Consider the following 15,472-nt stretch of genomic DNA (forward strand, 5'->3'; position numbering starts at 1 on the left):
GCTGTTTGCTGCGGCCAGGCTTCAGGCAGACCTTGCAGCCGCTTGCGTGACTGCGGGCAAGCCAGGAACCGTCGGTGTAATACGCAATGCCCTGAGCGCATTCAGAATTGCCGCGACATCGATCACTTCCTGCAGAACCGCGCCTTGAACGGGTGTCAGATAACCCAGGGCGGCCGCAATCATTCCGGCCACGGACAGGCTGATGCCCACGGCAACACTTTCAAGGGCGATCCGCTTCGAGCGTTGTGCGATTTCCAGTCCGGACAGAAGGCGGTCGAGATGATCGACCAGCAAAACCACATCGGCGGCTTCTGCCGACGCGGCTGCACCGCGCGCGCCCATGGCGACACCGACATCGGCAGCCGCCAGCGCAGGCGCATCATTCACCCCGTCGCCGACCATCATCACCGGGCCATTCTTGCGCTCGCTCAGGACCAGCAAGACCTTTTGATCAGGCGTCAAATCGGCCCGCACCGCATCAAGTCCGAGCTTTTCGGTCACGGCCTCGGCCACAGCTTGGCGATCGCCTGTCGCAAGCAGGATACGCTCGATGCCGCGTCTGCGAAGTCCGGCCAGCAGATCAGCCGTTCCGGTGCGCAATGTGTCGGCCATGACCAGGCGACCGGCAGGCTTGCCATCGACCGCCAGGGCAACGACGACCTCTCCGGCTTCCCGCGTCGACAATTCCGGCCCTGCAGTCCCGACCAGAGACGCGATGTAGCTGGATCCGCCAACGGCAATCTTCCTGCCATTGATGATGCCGGAAATGCCTTCTCCGGCGGTCTCATCAAGGTTTTGGGGAAAGGGCAGGGCCTCTCCACGTGCCTTTGCAGCAGCCACCAGTGCCTGCGCGATCGGGTGCTTGGAGGCCTGGTCCAGCGCAGCCGCGAAATGAAGCACTTCGGCTTCCGACAGCTCTCCGTAGCTCTCGATGGCCACGACCACCGGCCTGCCATCGGTAAGCGTGCCGGTCTTGTCGAGAATCAGGGTCTTGATCTGCGCCAGCGCCTCGAGCGGCTTTGCCCCCTTGATCAGCACGCCGAAATGCGCAGCCCGGGAAAGTCCAGCCACCAGCGCCACCGGCACCGCGAGGATCAAGGGGCATGGCGTGGCGATGACAAGAACCGCGACAGCCCGGATCGGATCGCCGGTAAACCACCAGGCCGCAAAGGCAATCACCACAGTGACAGCCAGGAACACCATCGAGTAGCGGTCCGCCAACCGGCCCATCGGCGCTTTCGATTTCTGTGCCGCTTCGACCAGCCTGACAATGCCGGCATAGGTGCTGTCCTTGGCATGGCGTGTCGCCCGAAGGTCGAAGGCTTCACCGGCATTGGTGGAGCCGCTCATCACCTCCGCGCCATGATCAAGACGAACCGGTAGTGATTCTCCGGTCAGCGCTGATTGGTCCAGCATGGCCTGGCCACTTTCGAGAGTGCCGTCGACGGGCGCAACGTCTCCTTGCCGGATCAGCAGCAGATCGCCCGGCTCGATCTCCTCCAGAGGGACTTCCTCGAGGGTGCCATCGAGGTGCCTGGACGCGGTGCGGGGAACCCGTGACAACAGGCTGCGCATCTCGTGGCGCGCCCGCCCTTCGGCAAAGCTTTCAAGCAAGGTCCCGCCCGAATACATCAGCGCCACCACAGCCGCGGCCAGCGTCTCGCCAAATATCAGCGCAGCCGTCATCGACAAGGCGGCAACGATGTCGAGGCCCACTTCTCCGCCCTTCAGGCTCCTGACGATTTCGGCCAGGAGTCCCGCCAGCACAGGAATGACGCCTGCTGACCAGGCGAGGTCTGCGGCCTGAGGAAAACCGGCAAGGCTCAGCACCAGCCCGGCAATCAGACCGGTGAGGGAGATCACCAGAAGCGCGACCTTCAAACGGTCCTGAAGAAAATCGGTCACGTCAGTTGCCGTCCCTTGATGGTTGCGCGCGGGGCCCGGCCGCACATCATGTCAGTTCATATTCAGGCCCCGATGGTCCCGAAGCCAGCGAAATCTGTCCCCGGGCAAAGGGCACCCGTGGCGCACCCAAGGATGGGGACAGATGTGATCAATACACGCTTGAAACAGAACATGCATTGCCGCAGGTCAAAGTCACCGCGGTTCCGGCAATGGCTTGTCTTGGTGGTGAGGCCGGATAAAGATGAAGATGTTGTCTGACCCCGGGAGCAGGATGGATGCGGATGCCCCAAACACATGTGCCGCTGTGGCTTCTGGTTGCGCTTCAGGCTGCGGTCTCTGGCGTCAGCCTGATCGTCGAAATCGTCGCCGGCCGGATGCTGGCCCCCTATGTCGGCATGTCGCTCTACACCTGGACGTCGATCATCGCGGTGGTGCTTGCCGGGTTCTCCGCCGGACACTGGTGGGGTGGCCACATTGCCGGGCGGCAGGCAAGACAGGCACTGGCCCGGACCGGCTGGATCCTGTTGGCGGCGGCATTCTCGACTGCGGCGGCGCTTCTGCTGCTGCGGCTGATCGGCGGGCCGGTTCTGGGCTCGGTGGATCATCCGCTCTGGAGCATCGTCATCCTGACCACTTGCGTGTTTTTCCTGCCGTCGCTGTTTGCCGGTGTTCCGGCCCCGGTGCTGGCGCAGATCGCGGTGATGCAGCAGGGCGCGCAATCGGGCCGCTCGCTCGGTGCCATGTTCGCCGCCGGCGCGGTCGGTGCGATTGCCGGGACGCTGCTTGCCGGGTTTGTCTTCATCCCTTGGCTCGGAACGGCACTCACTCTGGCCATCGTCACGGCAATCTATCTGTTTGCCGCGGCACTCATGCTGTGGCTCGTCCGCCCGGTCAGTCATCCGGTGGTGGCGCTGGTGGTTGCGGTACTGATCATGGCGCTCGGCACTTTCTCGGTGTCACGCGTGTCCAGCTGCACCACGGAAAGCCAGTATTTCTGCATCCGGGTCCTGGATGTGTCGGCCGATCCGGGCGCGCCGGTCAGGCGGCTTGTTCTCGATCACCTGTCGCATGGCACCAGCGCCCGGGATCTGCCGCGAACCATGTTTTCCCAATTCACCGCGATGCTTGATGCGATTGCCAGGGGCAGGCTGGAGCCGGGACCTTTTTCCGCGTTCTTCATCGGCGGCGGAACCTATTCGGTGCCGCGCGCCTGGGCTGACCGCAACACCGGGCCGATAACCGTGGCCGAGATCGATCCGCAAGTGACTGCAACCGCGGTACGTGATTTCTGGCTCGAGCCGGATGGCATGAGCATTCTCGATGAAGATGCCCGCGTCGCCCTGCAGAGGCGGCCGGATGCGCGCTACGACGTGATCGTTGGCGACGCGTTCGGTGACATCGCCGTGCCGCCGCACCTGATCACGCAGGAATTTTTCCGCCTGGTCCGCTCCCGGCTGTCCGAAGACGGCGTTTTCCTGATGAATGTCATCGATTTCCCCGAACGCCTGCAGGCGCTCAGTGCCATAGCGGCAACGCTGCAGTCGGTGTTTGCAAGTGTCGAGATCTGGACCGAGGAAAGCCTGCCCGTCCCCGGCGAGCAGCGGGTCTTCGTCCTTGTCGCGGCAGACAGGCCGACAGCGTTTCCCGCCATCACGGCAGCAGCACCCGATCCGACCCGCTTCGCGGCCATGGCCCAAAGCTTCACCGACCGCCTTGTCGCAAGAAGCTCGCCCGCCCGCCTGACCGACGACTACGCCCCGATCGACCGGTTGCTGGGCGGACATTTCTGAATTGATTGCGATTGTGGAGACACGCATGCGGCGGAACTGCCGCCCGCCGCGATTTGCCTCCCGCTGGCACCTTGACGGCAGCTTAAAAAAGGGCCGCGCAATCCCTGCGCGGCCTGAATCATTGAAAGAATGGCACCCCGGCAGGATTCGAGCCTGCGACACCCTTACTACCAACGTAATCCATACGCTGGGCGGCTGCGGTTACAAGTGCAGCGTTAGTGGCGATGCGTCTTGGTGATCTGGTGCTTTTGACCATGCGGCGAATGCGCAGCGAGACGACAGCGCAGCTCATGACGTGTCGGCAATAGTTTGTGGGGTTGGAGTTGCCCCCTGAAAGGGATCCACCAACCGGGATGGATTACCCCTCAAATTGAAGGATCAGCGATGGCTGGAAAACGAGAGAAGCCGGAAGAGATCGTATCGAAGCTTCGGCAGGTTGAAGTTCTGCAAGGGCAAGGTGCGACGATTGCTGACGCTGTGCTAGACGGGAATGGCCGTGCCAACACCCGGAACATCAATTACCGATCAAAGCAAAAAAACTCTGGAAACGAACTTAACGCTGCATAATCTCTTGATCTATGTTCATCTTGCAGATCCAGTCAAAGAATGCTCTTGCCGGACCGGAAATTTCCTCTCCGCTGCGAATGACCATCGAGATCTCGCGATGCGCCCATTCCTCGGCAATCGGGATCGCGCGGATGGGCAGCATGTCGGTGTAGGGCAGGACAAATTGCTCGGGCAGAACTGCAATGCCGAGATTGTTGGCCACCATTGTGCGGGCTATCTCGTTGGTGCTGGCCATGTAGCTGTAACTGAATCCCGAATTGGCCATGCCGCCAACCTTCCGCAGCAGCCGTGTGAGTGAACTGGTTTCGCTGACACCGATGACCTGGAATTCGAGCATCTGCGAAAACCGCACGCTTCCAAGGCCTGCCAGGGCGTGGGTTGCAGCAACCGCCAGCACCAGCTTGTCGCTGCAGTAGGGATAGGTCGTCACGCCCTCGGGCAACCGCATGGTGTTGGAGACGAAGCCGATATCGGTCGAGCCGCCGGCCACGTGCTGGAGGATATCCGGTGTCAGCTGTTCCTGAAGATCGACGGCGACGTTGGGGTGGGCATCGAGAAACTCGCGAATATGTCTGGCCAGTCCATTGACCAGCGACGAGCCATTGGCGCTGATCATCACCCGGCCGATGTCGCCCGCCTTGAGCTTTTCCATATCCGAGCACATCAGCCCCAGCGTTGCAAAGGTCTCGCGGGTGTGCGCGGCCAGCAGCCGTCCTGCTTCCGTGATTTCCACGCCGCGCGAATGGCGTGTGAAAAGCTGTTGGCCAAACTCGATCTCAAGCTCGGATATGCGCCGGCTGACGGCGGAAATGGACAGGTTGAGATTGTCCGATGCGGCGCGAATGCTCTCGGTATCGACGACGGTCAAGAATGCCTTCAGGCTGACAAAGTCAATATTCATGAGAGGCTTTTCTGATCACGGATGACGACGGTGACCGGCAGCGCAAAATGTGGGTGCAATGCCGGTGGCTGGCATGGCCGGAACCTACTCGCCGCCGCGGTGCTCCGCAAGACTGATAACGATCAACACGCTCCGCCAGCCGCTTCCGGAAGCCGCGGCATCTCACGGAAGCCAAGCGAGGCGCCAGGATACAAACGGGCAAAACCGTCTGGTCAGTCCTGACGCAACACGCCGTGCTGGACGAATGCGTCGATCTCGGCCTGGCTGAAACCGGCTTCAGCCAGCACCTGGCTGCTGTGCTCGCCCAAGGTCGGAGCCGCAAGCCGGATTTCGCAGAAATCCGGGCTGAATTTCATCGGGAAGCCCAACATCTGCACGGGGCCGCGATCGCCATGATCGACCTCGATCTTCATATCGCGGTGCATGATCTGGGGATCCTCGAAGACTTCCGGCACCGTCAGGATCGGTCCCACCGGAACTCCCGCCTTGTTGAGGAGCGCGATCCAGTGGGCGCTGGGGGCGGACCTGAAGATTGGCTCCAGGATATCACGCAATGCACCACGATTGGCCAGCCGGTCGGCATTGGTCACGAACCGGGAATCGCTGTGCAGATGCTGCAGATCCATCGCAGCAAGCAACTTGGCGTAAACACCGTCATTGCTGGGCGCCAGCGCAATCGGCTTGTCCGCCGTTTCGAACACACCATAGGGCGCAACCAGCGGGTGATCATTGCCGCTGCGCATCGGGGACCTGCCGATCGCCAGGTGATCGGACGCCATGTAACTTAGCAGACTGACCATGCTGTCGGTCAGGCTGATGTCGACATTCTGAACCCCGGAAGGCGTTTCGCCGGGCCCCTGCCGCCCCACGAGGCGCGAGACCACCCCCAATGCGCCATACAGGCCCGCCACCAGATCGCTGATCGGCAACCCGGAACGAAGCGGCGGTTCGCCTTCGACGCCATTGACGCTCATGAAGCCACTGAGGGCCTGGGCGATAAAATCGAAGGCCGGCCTCTGCGCATACGGACCGCTGGCGCCGAAGCCACTGATGTTGCAGACGATCAGATTGGAATTGAGTTCTTCCAGTTCCGGTTTGGACAGGCCCATCTTGTCGAGCACACCCGGCCTGAAATTCTCCACCAGCACATCGGCGCTGCGGATTATCTGCCTGAGAATGGCCTTGCCTTCATCACTGTAGAGATCGAGCGAAACCGAGCGTTTGTTGCGATTGTAGGCCGCGAAATACCAGCTGAAGCCATTCACCTTGGCGCCCTGTTCGCGCAGCGGGTCGCCGCCGATGGTTTCGATCTTGATCACGTCCGCGCCCAGATCTGCAAGGAGCTGGGTGCAGAACGGACCGGAAATAATGCGTGTCAGATCGACAACCCGAATTCCACTGAGGCTCATGCTTGTCTCCGTCATTGCCTGGCGCTGGTGGCCGGGCGCCGTTGGTTCAACCCGAAGCGCGTGCCGAGGCGTTCAGGTCATAAAGGGTTCCGACCGGTTCTGAGCGCAACAGCCGGGCGGGGAGGGGGCGGCCAAGCCTGCTTTCAAGCAGCTTGCCTACGCCAATCAGAGCCGGCAAATCAATGCCGGTGGACAGGCCTTCGAGATGCAGCAAATGCACCAGGTCCTCGGTCGAGATGTTGCCCAATGCGCCCGGTGCGAACGGACAACCACCAAGACCGCCAAGGGCGCTTTCAAACCGGTTCGCACCTGCCTCCAGTCCCGACATGACGTTGGCGAGCCCCATGCCGCGCGTGTCGTGAAAATGCAGGATCAGCTGCATGTCCGGCAGTTCCGCCTGAAGGCTCGAAACCAGTTCCTTTACCCGTCGCGGGGACGCAGAGCCGATGGTGTCGCCAAGTTTGAGAACCCGGATTCCCATCGCATGGTAAGCCTCGGCGAGCCTGAGCACCTGGGCGGTCCCGACCTGTCCCTCGAACGGGCAGTCAAAGGCCACGGCCACCGAGCCATAAAGCTCAGCGCCAGCCGATTTGGCCAATTCGCCAAGCGGCTTGATGCGCTCAAGCGCTGTCTCGATGCTGGCGTTGGAATTGGCCAGCGAATGGCTTTCAGTGGCCGATGCAAAGGCGACCCAGACCTTGACATTTGCCGCCATGGCCCGCTTGGCGCCGCGCTCATTCGGCACCAGCGCCTCAAGCACAAGCCCGTCGACGGGCTTGATGCCGCCGATCACCGCCTCGGCGTCGGCAAGTTGCGGCACCGCCTTGGGCGAAACAAACGAGGTGGCTTCAAGTCGGTGCAGACCGGCTGCAACCAGGCGGTTGCCAATGTCGATTTTATCAGCGGTCGGGAAGAACGTCTTTTCGTTCTGCAGCCCGTCACGCAGTCCGACTTCAGTGATTTCAATCCGGTCCATTGCTTACCCTTTGGAGCGACCGAAAACATGGTCGACTGAAGGAAACTGCCGGGTGCGCACTTCGTTCGCAAAAGTCTCGATGGCTTCGCGGATGGTGGGCATGACCTGGGCATAGCGCTTGACGAATTTCGGCTTGAAATCCTCGAACATACCGATCACGTCATCGATCACGAGAATCTGCCCGTCACAATCCACCGAGGCGCCGATGCCGATCGTGGGGATCGACATCACCTGATTGATCTTCTCGGAGGCAGATTCGATCACCCCCTCAATCACCAACGCGAAGCAGCCCGCACTTTCCATAGCCTTTGCCGCGGCAATCAGTTCCTGAACGGCAAGCTCATCCTTACCCTGGGTCTTGAACCCGCCCATCGTGTTGATGGATTGCGGCGTCAAGCCGATATGGCCCATCACCGGCACACCGCGTGCCGACAGGAAGGCCACGGTTTCGGCCATTTCGATACCGCCTTCGAGCTTGACCGCATCGCATCCGGTTTCCCGCAAGATCCGGGCCGCACTCATGAAGGCCTGCTCGGGGCTTGCCTGGTAGTCGCCAAACGGCATATCGACCACGACGCAGGCATGATTGCAGGCCCGCACCACGGCCCTGCCGTGCCGGATCATGGTGTCGAGGTCGACGCCCACCGTAGAATCCTCGCCATAGATCGTCATCGCCAGCGAATCCCCGACCAGGATGAAGTCGACGATGGAATCCATCGCCTTGGCCATCGAGGCTGTATAGGCGGTCAGGCCGACAATCGGCTCGCCACCCTTGCGCGAGCGAATGTGCTGGGAGGTGATCTTCTTCGATGTTGTATGGACGCTCACAATGGTCTCACTTTGCTTCACTCAAAACCGGGCCGGACTGCTCCAAACCTGCACATGCGCCACGCTTTGGAGGATAGCGGCGAAAAATGTCCGGGCAATGCGTTCAGACACTGTCGGAGCCGGCAGCCAGACACGCTCCAAGGTGGAAATGACGCAGCAGCGGCTGGATCGAAACTCTGACATGCCCGGCAAATCGGCAAGTCTCGATTGGCGAATGCTGTGTCCCGTCTGGCCGAATGCAGAGGCCCTTTCGACTATCCGAACGGGATGAACAGAACGATCTGCGGAAACAGGTAGATCAGCAACACAGTCAACAGCATGATCGCCAGGAAAGGCAGAACACCCTTGGTTACCTCTCCCAGAGTGGCCTTGCCCACCGCCTGGATGACAAACAGGTTGAGCCCCACCGGCGGCGTGATCAGCGCGATCTCGATCATCAACATGAAGACGATGCCGAACCAGACCGGATCGATGCCCATGCTCAACAGTGCAGGAAACAGGACCGGCACCACGATCAGCAGCATCGACAGCGATTCGAGGAAAAAACCGAGGATCAGCAACGCAATGCAAACGACGAAGATGAACGAGCCGACCTGGTCGAAATTGTCGATGATCAGCCCGGAGATTTCGTGGGGAATCCGGTAAAGCGTGATCGCCTTTGCGAAGATCTTGGCGCCGGCAACAATGAGGAAAATCGTCACGGTGGTCCGCATTGATCCGATCACCGCTTCGCCGAAAAGCTGCCAGGTGAGTGTGCGGAGCATCAGCGCGGTGATGATGATAGCGAGCACGAAACCGACACCGGCGGCTTCTGTCGGTGTAAATACGCCGCCATAGAGACCGATGAAGATGATCAGAGCCAGGCCGACACTGGGCAATGCCCGGATACTGGCTGCCTTGCGTTCCTCCCAGCTTGCCTTGGGCAGCGGATCGAAGGCCTTGGTGTAGGCGGCATAGAGCATGGAAAAGGCGATGAACAAACCCGCCAGAAGCAACCCGGGCGCTACGCCGGCCAGAAACAGCGAAACAATGCTTTGCTCCGTCAAGACGCCATAGACAATCAGCGGTACCGATGGCGGGATCAGGATGCCCAGCGTGCCACCGGCAGCAAGCAACCCGAGCACGAACGGGCGCTGGTAGCCGCGTGACGTCATTTCCGGGATTGCCACCGTCGCAATCGTCGCCGCGGTGGCAATCGAACTGCCTGAAATCGCGGCAAAGATGGCGCAGGAAATGACTGTTGCCACGGCCAGTCCGCCTGGCCAGTGCCCGACCCAGCTTTGAACGGCCGCGAACAGGTCACGGCCAACGCCACCCTTGAGCAGGATATTGGACATCAGCAGAAACAGCGGGACTGCCAGCAGAATGAAGGAATCGACCGAACTGTAGAGCGCCTGGGTAACAATAATCGGGTTGAGACCATCAAGGATGATCAGCACCGCGCCCATGCCGCCGAGTGCAAAGGCAATGGGTATCCCGACCAGCAGGACAGCAAACAGCGAAAGGATGATCAGGAACGCGGTCATCTAGATGGTATCTTCCCAATTCCGGTCGACGTTACCCTTCGGATGGCCGTCGCGAAGCAAACCCCGCGCCTCGACCAGGCACTGGACGAAAAGCAGCGCGAAGCCAATTGGAATGGAGATTTCTGTCAGCCATTGCGGAACCGATAGCATCGAGGCGGTCTTGCGGCCAATCTGGATGCTCTCGTTGACCGTCACCACTCCATAACAGACAGCGACAACGCTGAAGGCGGCGATCCAGATCAGCGTCAGAAATTCACTCGCCAGCCGCCAGCGGGGCGACATCCTGTCCTGTACCACGGTGATCGAAATCAGTTCGCGTTTGTGAAGCAGGTGCGCGGCTGACATGTAGACCGCCCAGATCAGGAAAAACCGCGCCATCTCCTCGGTCCAGCTGGTGGGCGCCAGGAAGACATAGCGCATGACCACTTCGTAACTGATCATCACCCCGATCGCGACGAAAAGCGCGCTGGCGACAATGGCGAAATAACCGGTGATTTTGCTGAACATCGACGGACCAAGCCCCGACCTGGAGTTAATGGCGCCGACCCTGTGCGGCCGGCGCCAGAAACCGAAGTCTACTGAAGCGCCTCGGCAGCTTCCACAACTTTACGACCGAGGTCGCCCGAGCTTTCGATGTATTTGTCGATCATCGGCGCAGACGCCTTCTTCCAGGCGGCAAGCTGTTCGTCATCAAGCGTGATGACTTCCATCTTGGTCTGGGTCCGGACGAAGTCGATCGCCTCGGTTTCCTTGCGGTTGACGTCGTCGCGCAGGCTCTTTTCCACCTGTTTGGCGGCAGCATCGACGATCGCCTTGTGGGCATCGCTAAGGCCATCCCATACGCCCTGGTTGATCAGCACCACGAATTCCACGTCAGCGTGATTGGTGACGGTGAGATGGTCGAGCACCTCGTAGATCTTGCGCGAAGTCACGCCCGCTGCCGAAGACATGCCGGCATCGACCGTGCCGCGCTGATAGGCAAGGAACTGCTCGGAGCCGGAAATCAGGGCTGGTGCGCCGCCCAGCAATTCAACGAAATTGCCCAGCGTCTTGCCGAACACGCGAACCTTCATGCCCTTGAGATCATCGGGCATGTGAACCGGTTTGTTGCTCATGACCACAGCGCCGCCAACGGCCTGCCACCACAGCACCTTGGCGCCGGTTTCGGCAATCGCACCATCCAGCAGGTTGCGGATTTCGCTTCCGGGCGCGGTTGCCTTCTCGACGGCTTCGAGCGACGGCAGGCTGAACGGAACATAGAAGAAATCAACGGCCGGAATGGTGCCGGCGAAACGGGTCAGCGAAGCTGTACCCATGGCGACTGCACCGGAAGAGACCGCCTGCGGCACTTCGCTGTCCTTGTACAATTGGGCGGAGTCGTAGATTTCGACCGCGATCTCGCCACCGGACTTCTCCTCGACGATTTCCTTGAATTCCATAAGGTTTGATGTGGTCGGATGTGAGGCCGGAAGCTGGGCGGTCACCTTGAGTGTGACATCCGCGGCCCATGACGCAACAGCGCCGGTCAGGGTGACGCCGATCGCAAGTCCTGCTGCTGCAAGCAACCGCGCCGTGGTGCTAGTTTTCATGTCTGTGCTCCTCCCGAGAGTCTCAAAGTTATCTTGCGTATCAGCTATTGGTAGAATGGCTCGAGACCCGCCACCATTCTCTTTTGACGAACCCAGCGTCTCAATTTGGTGAGAGGTGGTGGTCCGTGACTGGCCCAGCCTACAACAGTGCACCTGATCCGGCCGCGAACGACATCGAACAACTCGCAAATTCGCAGGCGGATTCTTCCTCTAAATCGGCGCAAGCAGGCAATGTTGGGCTGAATCTGTTTCAGGTATGATTTCAGGTGGAATGCGGTCGCCCCGATTTTCGACTGGGACTACGTTGTTGCGCAGGTTGAACCGCGCCGGGTTTGTCGGAGGCTCCCACTCCTGAGTAGTATGGAGCATCATGGGCAGGGCAACGAACAAGTTTTCCCCCGAAGTGCGTGAGCGCGCGGTGGGTTTGGTTCTGGACATTCAGGACCAGAATGGATCGCGTTGGCAGGCGATCCTGTCCATTTCGTCGAAAATCGGCTGTGCGCCACAAACGCTGAACGTCGGGGTCAAAAGGGTCGAGGTTGATACTGGCCAAGGTGGCGGCATCACGACCGAGGTGGCCGAGAAGATGAAGGCGCTCAGGTCACACGCTAAGCACTCCGTATCGGGAAATCGGCCCAGGGCGTAGATGGAGGATGTGTCGGTCTCGTCTCTAATCGAATCAGCTGGGGTTGCTCACGCAGGTTTGTTGCTGTGCGAGCCAGCTTTGGATTGCTTACTATGCGCTTCCCGGCTGGGCAGCGGGGCGAGCAAAATCTCGCCAAATATTTGAAAAAATGGTGCCCCCGGCAGGATTCGAACCCGCGACCCCCTGATTACAAATCAGGTGCTCTACCAACTGAGCTACAAGGGCAGCGGGGATGCGGATAGCATATTGATCGCGCCTGTAAAGCAAAAATCGCGTGATCGGCTGTCTTTCCGTCCCGGTGAGAGCTGGTTGCCCTCAAATGCAGCCGCGGCGTCTCCGGTGCGGCCCGGCAAGCCCGCCGGTTCAGGCAGATCCGCTTCGGCTCAAATGCTGGCGCGCCGCGTAAAGCGCGATTGCCGTGGCGTTGGAGACATTGAGCGACTTGATCGCGCCGGGCATGTCGAGCCGCGTCAGGATGTCGACGGTCTCGCGTGTCTTTTGCCGCAAGCCCTTGCCCTCGGCGCCGAGCACGAGGGCGATTTTCTCGCCCGACAGCCCTGCCTCGATCGGCTCCGGTCCTTCCGAATCAAGCCCGATGGTGACAAAGCCCTGCGCTTTGATGTCTTCGATCGCTGCCGCCAGGTTGCGGACCTCGATATGGTCGATGAGTTCGAGCGCACCGGAGGCGGCCTTGGCCAGCACACCCGATTCCTGCGGGCTGTGGCGCTGGGTGGTGATCAGCGCACCGGCGCCGAAGGCCACCGCCGAGCGCATGATCGCGCCGACATTGTGCGGGTCGGTGACCTGGTCGAGAATGACCACAAGCTGCGTGTCGCCCAGTGCCGACAGCGGCCTTGGCGTCAATGGCGCGGCTTCCAGCAGCACACCCTGATGCACCGCGTCGTCACCCAGCAGCCGGTCGATTTCCTGCGGGCTGACCAGTTCGAGCGGGTAGGGCAGGTCGGCGCCCTCGGCAATCTCCAGCCGCATCAGCGCATTGCGCGTGGCCTTCATCGCGGTGATGCGCCGCGACGGATTGTCGAGCGCCGCACGCACCGTGTGCAGGCCATAGAGATAGATCGTGTCAGGGGCGACGCGGTCCGCATACAGCGTGCCCTTGCGTGCCGGCAGGTCGCGTTTGCCGCGCGGTTGCGCCGGCGGCAGGCCTTGCTGGTCGCGCTTGGCATCGCGGTGGGCGCGGCGCAGCTTTGCGTAATGGGTGTCGCGGTTGGAACCGGGCGCGCCGGCATCGTCATCTTTGCTCATGGCGCGCTTATACGCCAATTGCCGTAGGGTGCAATCGGTGCTGTGCCCATGCTTTTGCGACCGCACCGCAAGGGGCCGCCGCGGCAGGCCGGGGGCGGGTCTGGAAGAACTGTCGGTTTTTGTCTCAATCCGTGTTGACACGGGAACCTCTCGCCGTCATAACGCCGACCGCGGTACAGGTGTTTCCAACCAATCACTTGGCCCGCGACGCCTGAAGCTTTCAGGCTGTCCATCTTGGATGCATGACCCTGACGGCTGGTCCGGAGGAATGCCCGAGTGGTTAAAGGGGACGGACTGTAAATCCGTTGGCTTCGCCTACGTTGGTTCAAATCCAACTTCCTCCACCACCGTCGCGGGGTCATGAATGCGGGTATAGCTCAATGGTAGAGCAGCAGCCTTCCAAGCTGAATACGCGGGTTCGATTCCCGCTACCCGCTCCAAACCAAGCGGTTGAATGTATTCAGATTTCGTGCTGTTCAACAATTTAGCCAATTCCACAGTTCCACACGGTTCCATGCGATTTACGATTCGCGCATCTTGCGCCGGGCATCGGCAACCAGGCGCGACACCTTCACGCCATCGTCACGGACATAGCCAAGCGTCGTTCGAGGGTTCGAGTGACCGGCAAATTTGCCGGCGATCGATATCCCCAATGCTTCTTCGACTTCGGTCACGGCTCCTGCGCGCGTGTCCATCGACCACACGTCATCAGGCACACCGACCTCGCGGGCGATGGTTCTCCACAGTTTCGTGTACTCGCGATTCCAGTAGGGCAGGCCGGTGTTCTCGTTGACGATCAGCGGCCCGAACTTCGGAAGCGCCATTTTTGCCAGTACCGACTGAACCATCGGATAGCCCGACAGGTCATGCGCCGGCGCTGCCTTGTTGCCCGAGATATTGCTCGGCCGGAAAACCCCGTCCGCGTCGATATCGGCCACGGTAGGCCCGACCCAGCGACTGCCGCCACGGATCACCCCGCCGCTGCCATCAGCGCCCGGCTGCCATTCGCCGATGATGTGGATCCTGCGCAAGCCGCTGTCCCATTGCAGCGCCTGGGTGAGCGCAAGCGAGTAGGCGCCACGCTGCATTGCCTCGGTGACGATCGCCTGCGCCCATTCGTAGGTCAGGGCGACCTTGCGGGGCTTCGGTGCCGCAAACTTCATCACAGCGAGGATTTCGCGTGCTTCCTGACAGCCTGGCAGCTTCTCGGCCACTCCGTAGCTCAAGATCGCCCGGACCTTCCTGATCGCGCCGTGTGCAGTGCGCTGGCCGCGCTTGAGCCAGTTTTCATACCAGCGCTTGAAGTCGCTGCCGCGCAGCGCGCCGATGGCTCGCTCGCCGACATGCTTCTCGATCATCCGCAACGATGGTTCATAGTCGCGCTGGCGGGTGGTGTGCTTGAGCCCCTGATAGGGCGATGACGGATCGCGCCGGTAACAGCTGATCAGCGAGGCGATGGTTCCATCGAACTCGATTCGCGGATCGAACTCGCTGTTGACCGGGATGGTGAGCAGTTCATCGAACAACTCCTGTGTCCACGCGGTGCATAGCGCGTTGACGGTTTTCATCGGCGCATCGGAGGGAATCACCCTCGATGCGACATCTGAAAGATCGATCGGCGCGGCCTTGATGGCCCGCGCGGGGATCCAGTAGCGAAGCTCAGTTCCGTTTGCGCCGGCCTTGGCCTTGTAGCCCGGTCGGTCTGATTTTACGATTTTCATGTGAAGTTCTCCTTACCATCGGCGGCTTTGCCGACCATGGAAGGATTGTTCAGGCCCGAGCGTATGTCAAAGTAGCTGTAACCACATGTAATCGCATTGTACGGCGGCGTTTCAGCTCAGCGCGTCACGTGTAGTCGTTCGGAAAGCTATGCACTTGCCGAATGGTGCCTATCCAGTTCTTCTCAATTGCGATCAACAACGGATCCTGTTCGAACTGCTTATGTTTCAGTACCAACCGAGATTTCTCAGACACAATATGTTGTGGTGGGGGAGAGGTGGCTCGGGAAAACTGCACAGCAGGGATAAGTGGAATTTCTGCCTGAGTTTGGCTTAGATGCCGGAAACAGG

13 protein-coding genes and 3 tRNA genes are annotated in these 15,472 nt (G+C 60.6%); 4 read left to right on the forward strand and 12 right to left on the reverse strand.

All coding sequences use genetic code 11. The features are described from left to right. Positions 1–21: 21 nt before the first annotated feature. Positions 22–1,905 carry a heavy metal translocating P-type ATPase gene (locus WNY80_RS13920; RefSeq protein ID WP_342887969.1) on the reverse strand — a complete coding sequence of 628 codons (1,884 nt, stop codon included), beginning with the start codon at positions 1,903–1,905 and terminating at the stop codon, positions 22–24. A 281-nt stretch (positions 1,906–2,186) separates the two neighbouring features. Here WNY80_RS13920 and WNY80_RS13925 point away from each other — a divergent pair, with 281 nt between their 5' ends. After that, positions 2,187–3,695, forward strand: coding sequence for a fused MFS/spermidine synthase (locus WNY80_RS13925; protein ID WP_342887970.1), 1,509 nt, complete (start codon positions 2,187–2,189; stop codon positions 3,693–3,695). A 553-nt stretch (positions 3,696–4,248) separates the two neighbouring features. Here WNY80_RS13925 and WNY80_RS13930 read toward each other — a convergent pair. From WNY80_RS13930 to dctP, 7 genes are all read right to left on the reverse strand, one after another. Beyond that, positions 4,249–5,163, reverse strand: a complete 915-nt coding sequence (locus tag WNY80_RS13930) for a LysR family transcriptional regulator (protein WP_342887971.1) — start codon at positions 5,161–5,163, stop codon at positions 4,249–4,251. A gap of 212 nt (positions 5,164–5,375) precedes the next feature. Beyond that, entirely contained in the window at positions 5,376–6,572 is a 1,197-nt protein-coding gene (locus WNY80_RS13935; RefSeq protein WP_342887972.1) for a CoA transferase, read from the reverse strand. A 46-nt stretch (positions 6,573–6,618) separates the two neighbouring features. Continuing rightward, entirely contained in the window at positions 6,619–7,548 is a 930-nt protein-coding gene (locus WNY80_RS13940) for a hydroxymethylglutaryl-CoA lyase (RefSeq protein ID WP_342887973.1), read from the reverse strand. A gap of 3 nt (positions 7,549–7,551) precedes the next feature. Further along, positions 7,552–8,376, reverse strand: a complete 825-nt coding sequence (panB, locus tag WNY80_RS13945) for a 3-methyl-2-oxobutanoate hydroxymethyltransferase (RefSeq protein WP_342887974.1) — start codon at positions 8,374–8,376, stop codon at positions 7,552–7,554. Between the two features lie 254 nt (positions 8,377–8,630). Then, complete coding sequence (locus tag WNY80_RS13950) at positions 8,631–9,902, reverse strand: TRAP transporter large permease (protein WP_342887975.1); 1,272 nt, start codon at positions 9,900–9,902, stop codon at positions 8,631–8,633. Further along, on the reverse strand, positions 9,903–10,409 hold the full coding sequence (locus tag WNY80_RS13955) for a TRAP transporter small permease (protein WP_342887976.1): 507 nt from the start codon (positions 10,407–10,409) through the stop codon (positions 9,903–9,905). A 68-nt stretch (positions 10,410–10,477) separates the two neighbouring features. Next, complete coding sequence (gene dctP, locus WNY80_RS13960; RefSeq protein ID WP_342887977.1) at positions 10,478–11,491, reverse strand: TRAP transporter substrate-binding protein DctP; 1,014 nt, start codon at positions 11,489–11,491, stop codon at positions 10,478–10,480. Positions 11,492–11,861: 370 nt separating this feature from the next. On the opposite strand from dctP, the gene WNY80_RS13965 reads away from it, so the two are divergent. After that, positions 11,862–12,137 carry a hypothetical protein gene (locus tag WNY80_RS13965; RefSeq protein WP_342887978.1) on the forward strand — a complete coding sequence of 92 codons (276 nt, stop codon included), beginning with the start codon at positions 11,862–11,864 and terminating at the stop codon, positions 12,135–12,137. Positions 12,138–12,286: 149 nt separating this feature from the next. Here WNY80_RS13965 and WNY80_RS13970 read toward each other — a convergent pair. Together WNY80_RS13970 and WNY80_RS13975 are read right to left on the reverse strand one after the other, a co-directional pair. Beyond that, positions 12,287–12,362 (reverse strand) — tRNA-Thr (locus WNY80_RS13970). A gap of 138 nt (positions 12,363–12,500) precedes the next feature. Then, complete coding sequence (locus WNY80_RS13975) at positions 12,501–13,403, reverse strand: RNA methyltransferase (RefSeq protein WP_342887979.1); 903 nt, start codon at positions 13,401–13,403, stop codon at positions 12,501–12,503. A gap of 262 nt (positions 13,404–13,665) precedes the next feature. Here WNY80_RS13975 and WNY80_RS13980 point away from each other — a divergent pair. Further along, positions 13,666–13,750 (forward strand) — tRNA-Tyr (locus WNY80_RS13980). 19 nt (positions 13,751–13,769) lie between these two features. Beyond that, positions 13,770–13,843: transfer RNA gene (locus tag WNY80_RS13985), tRNA-Gly, on the forward strand. An 81-nt stretch (positions 13,844–13,924) separates the two neighbouring features. Here the strand turns inward: WNY80_RS13985 and WNY80_RS13990 are convergent. Next, positions 13,925–15,124 (reverse strand): hypothetical protein, encoded by a 1,200-nt coding sequence (locus tag WNY80_RS13990; RefSeq protein ID WP_342887980.1) that lies wholly within the window; start codon positions 15,122–15,124, stop codon positions 13,925–13,927. Between the two features lie 124 nt (positions 15,125–15,248). Beyond that, the coding region (locus WNY80_RS13995) for a hypothetical protein (RefSeq protein WP_342887981.1) at positions 15,249–15,472 on the reverse strand (224 nt) is incomplete at its 5' end.

Source organism: Hoeflea sp. AS16 (assembly GCF_038900095.1).
In the GTDB taxonomy this organism is placed as follows: Bacteria; Pseudomonadota; Alphaproteobacteria; order Rhizobiales; family Rhizobiaceae; genus Hoeflea.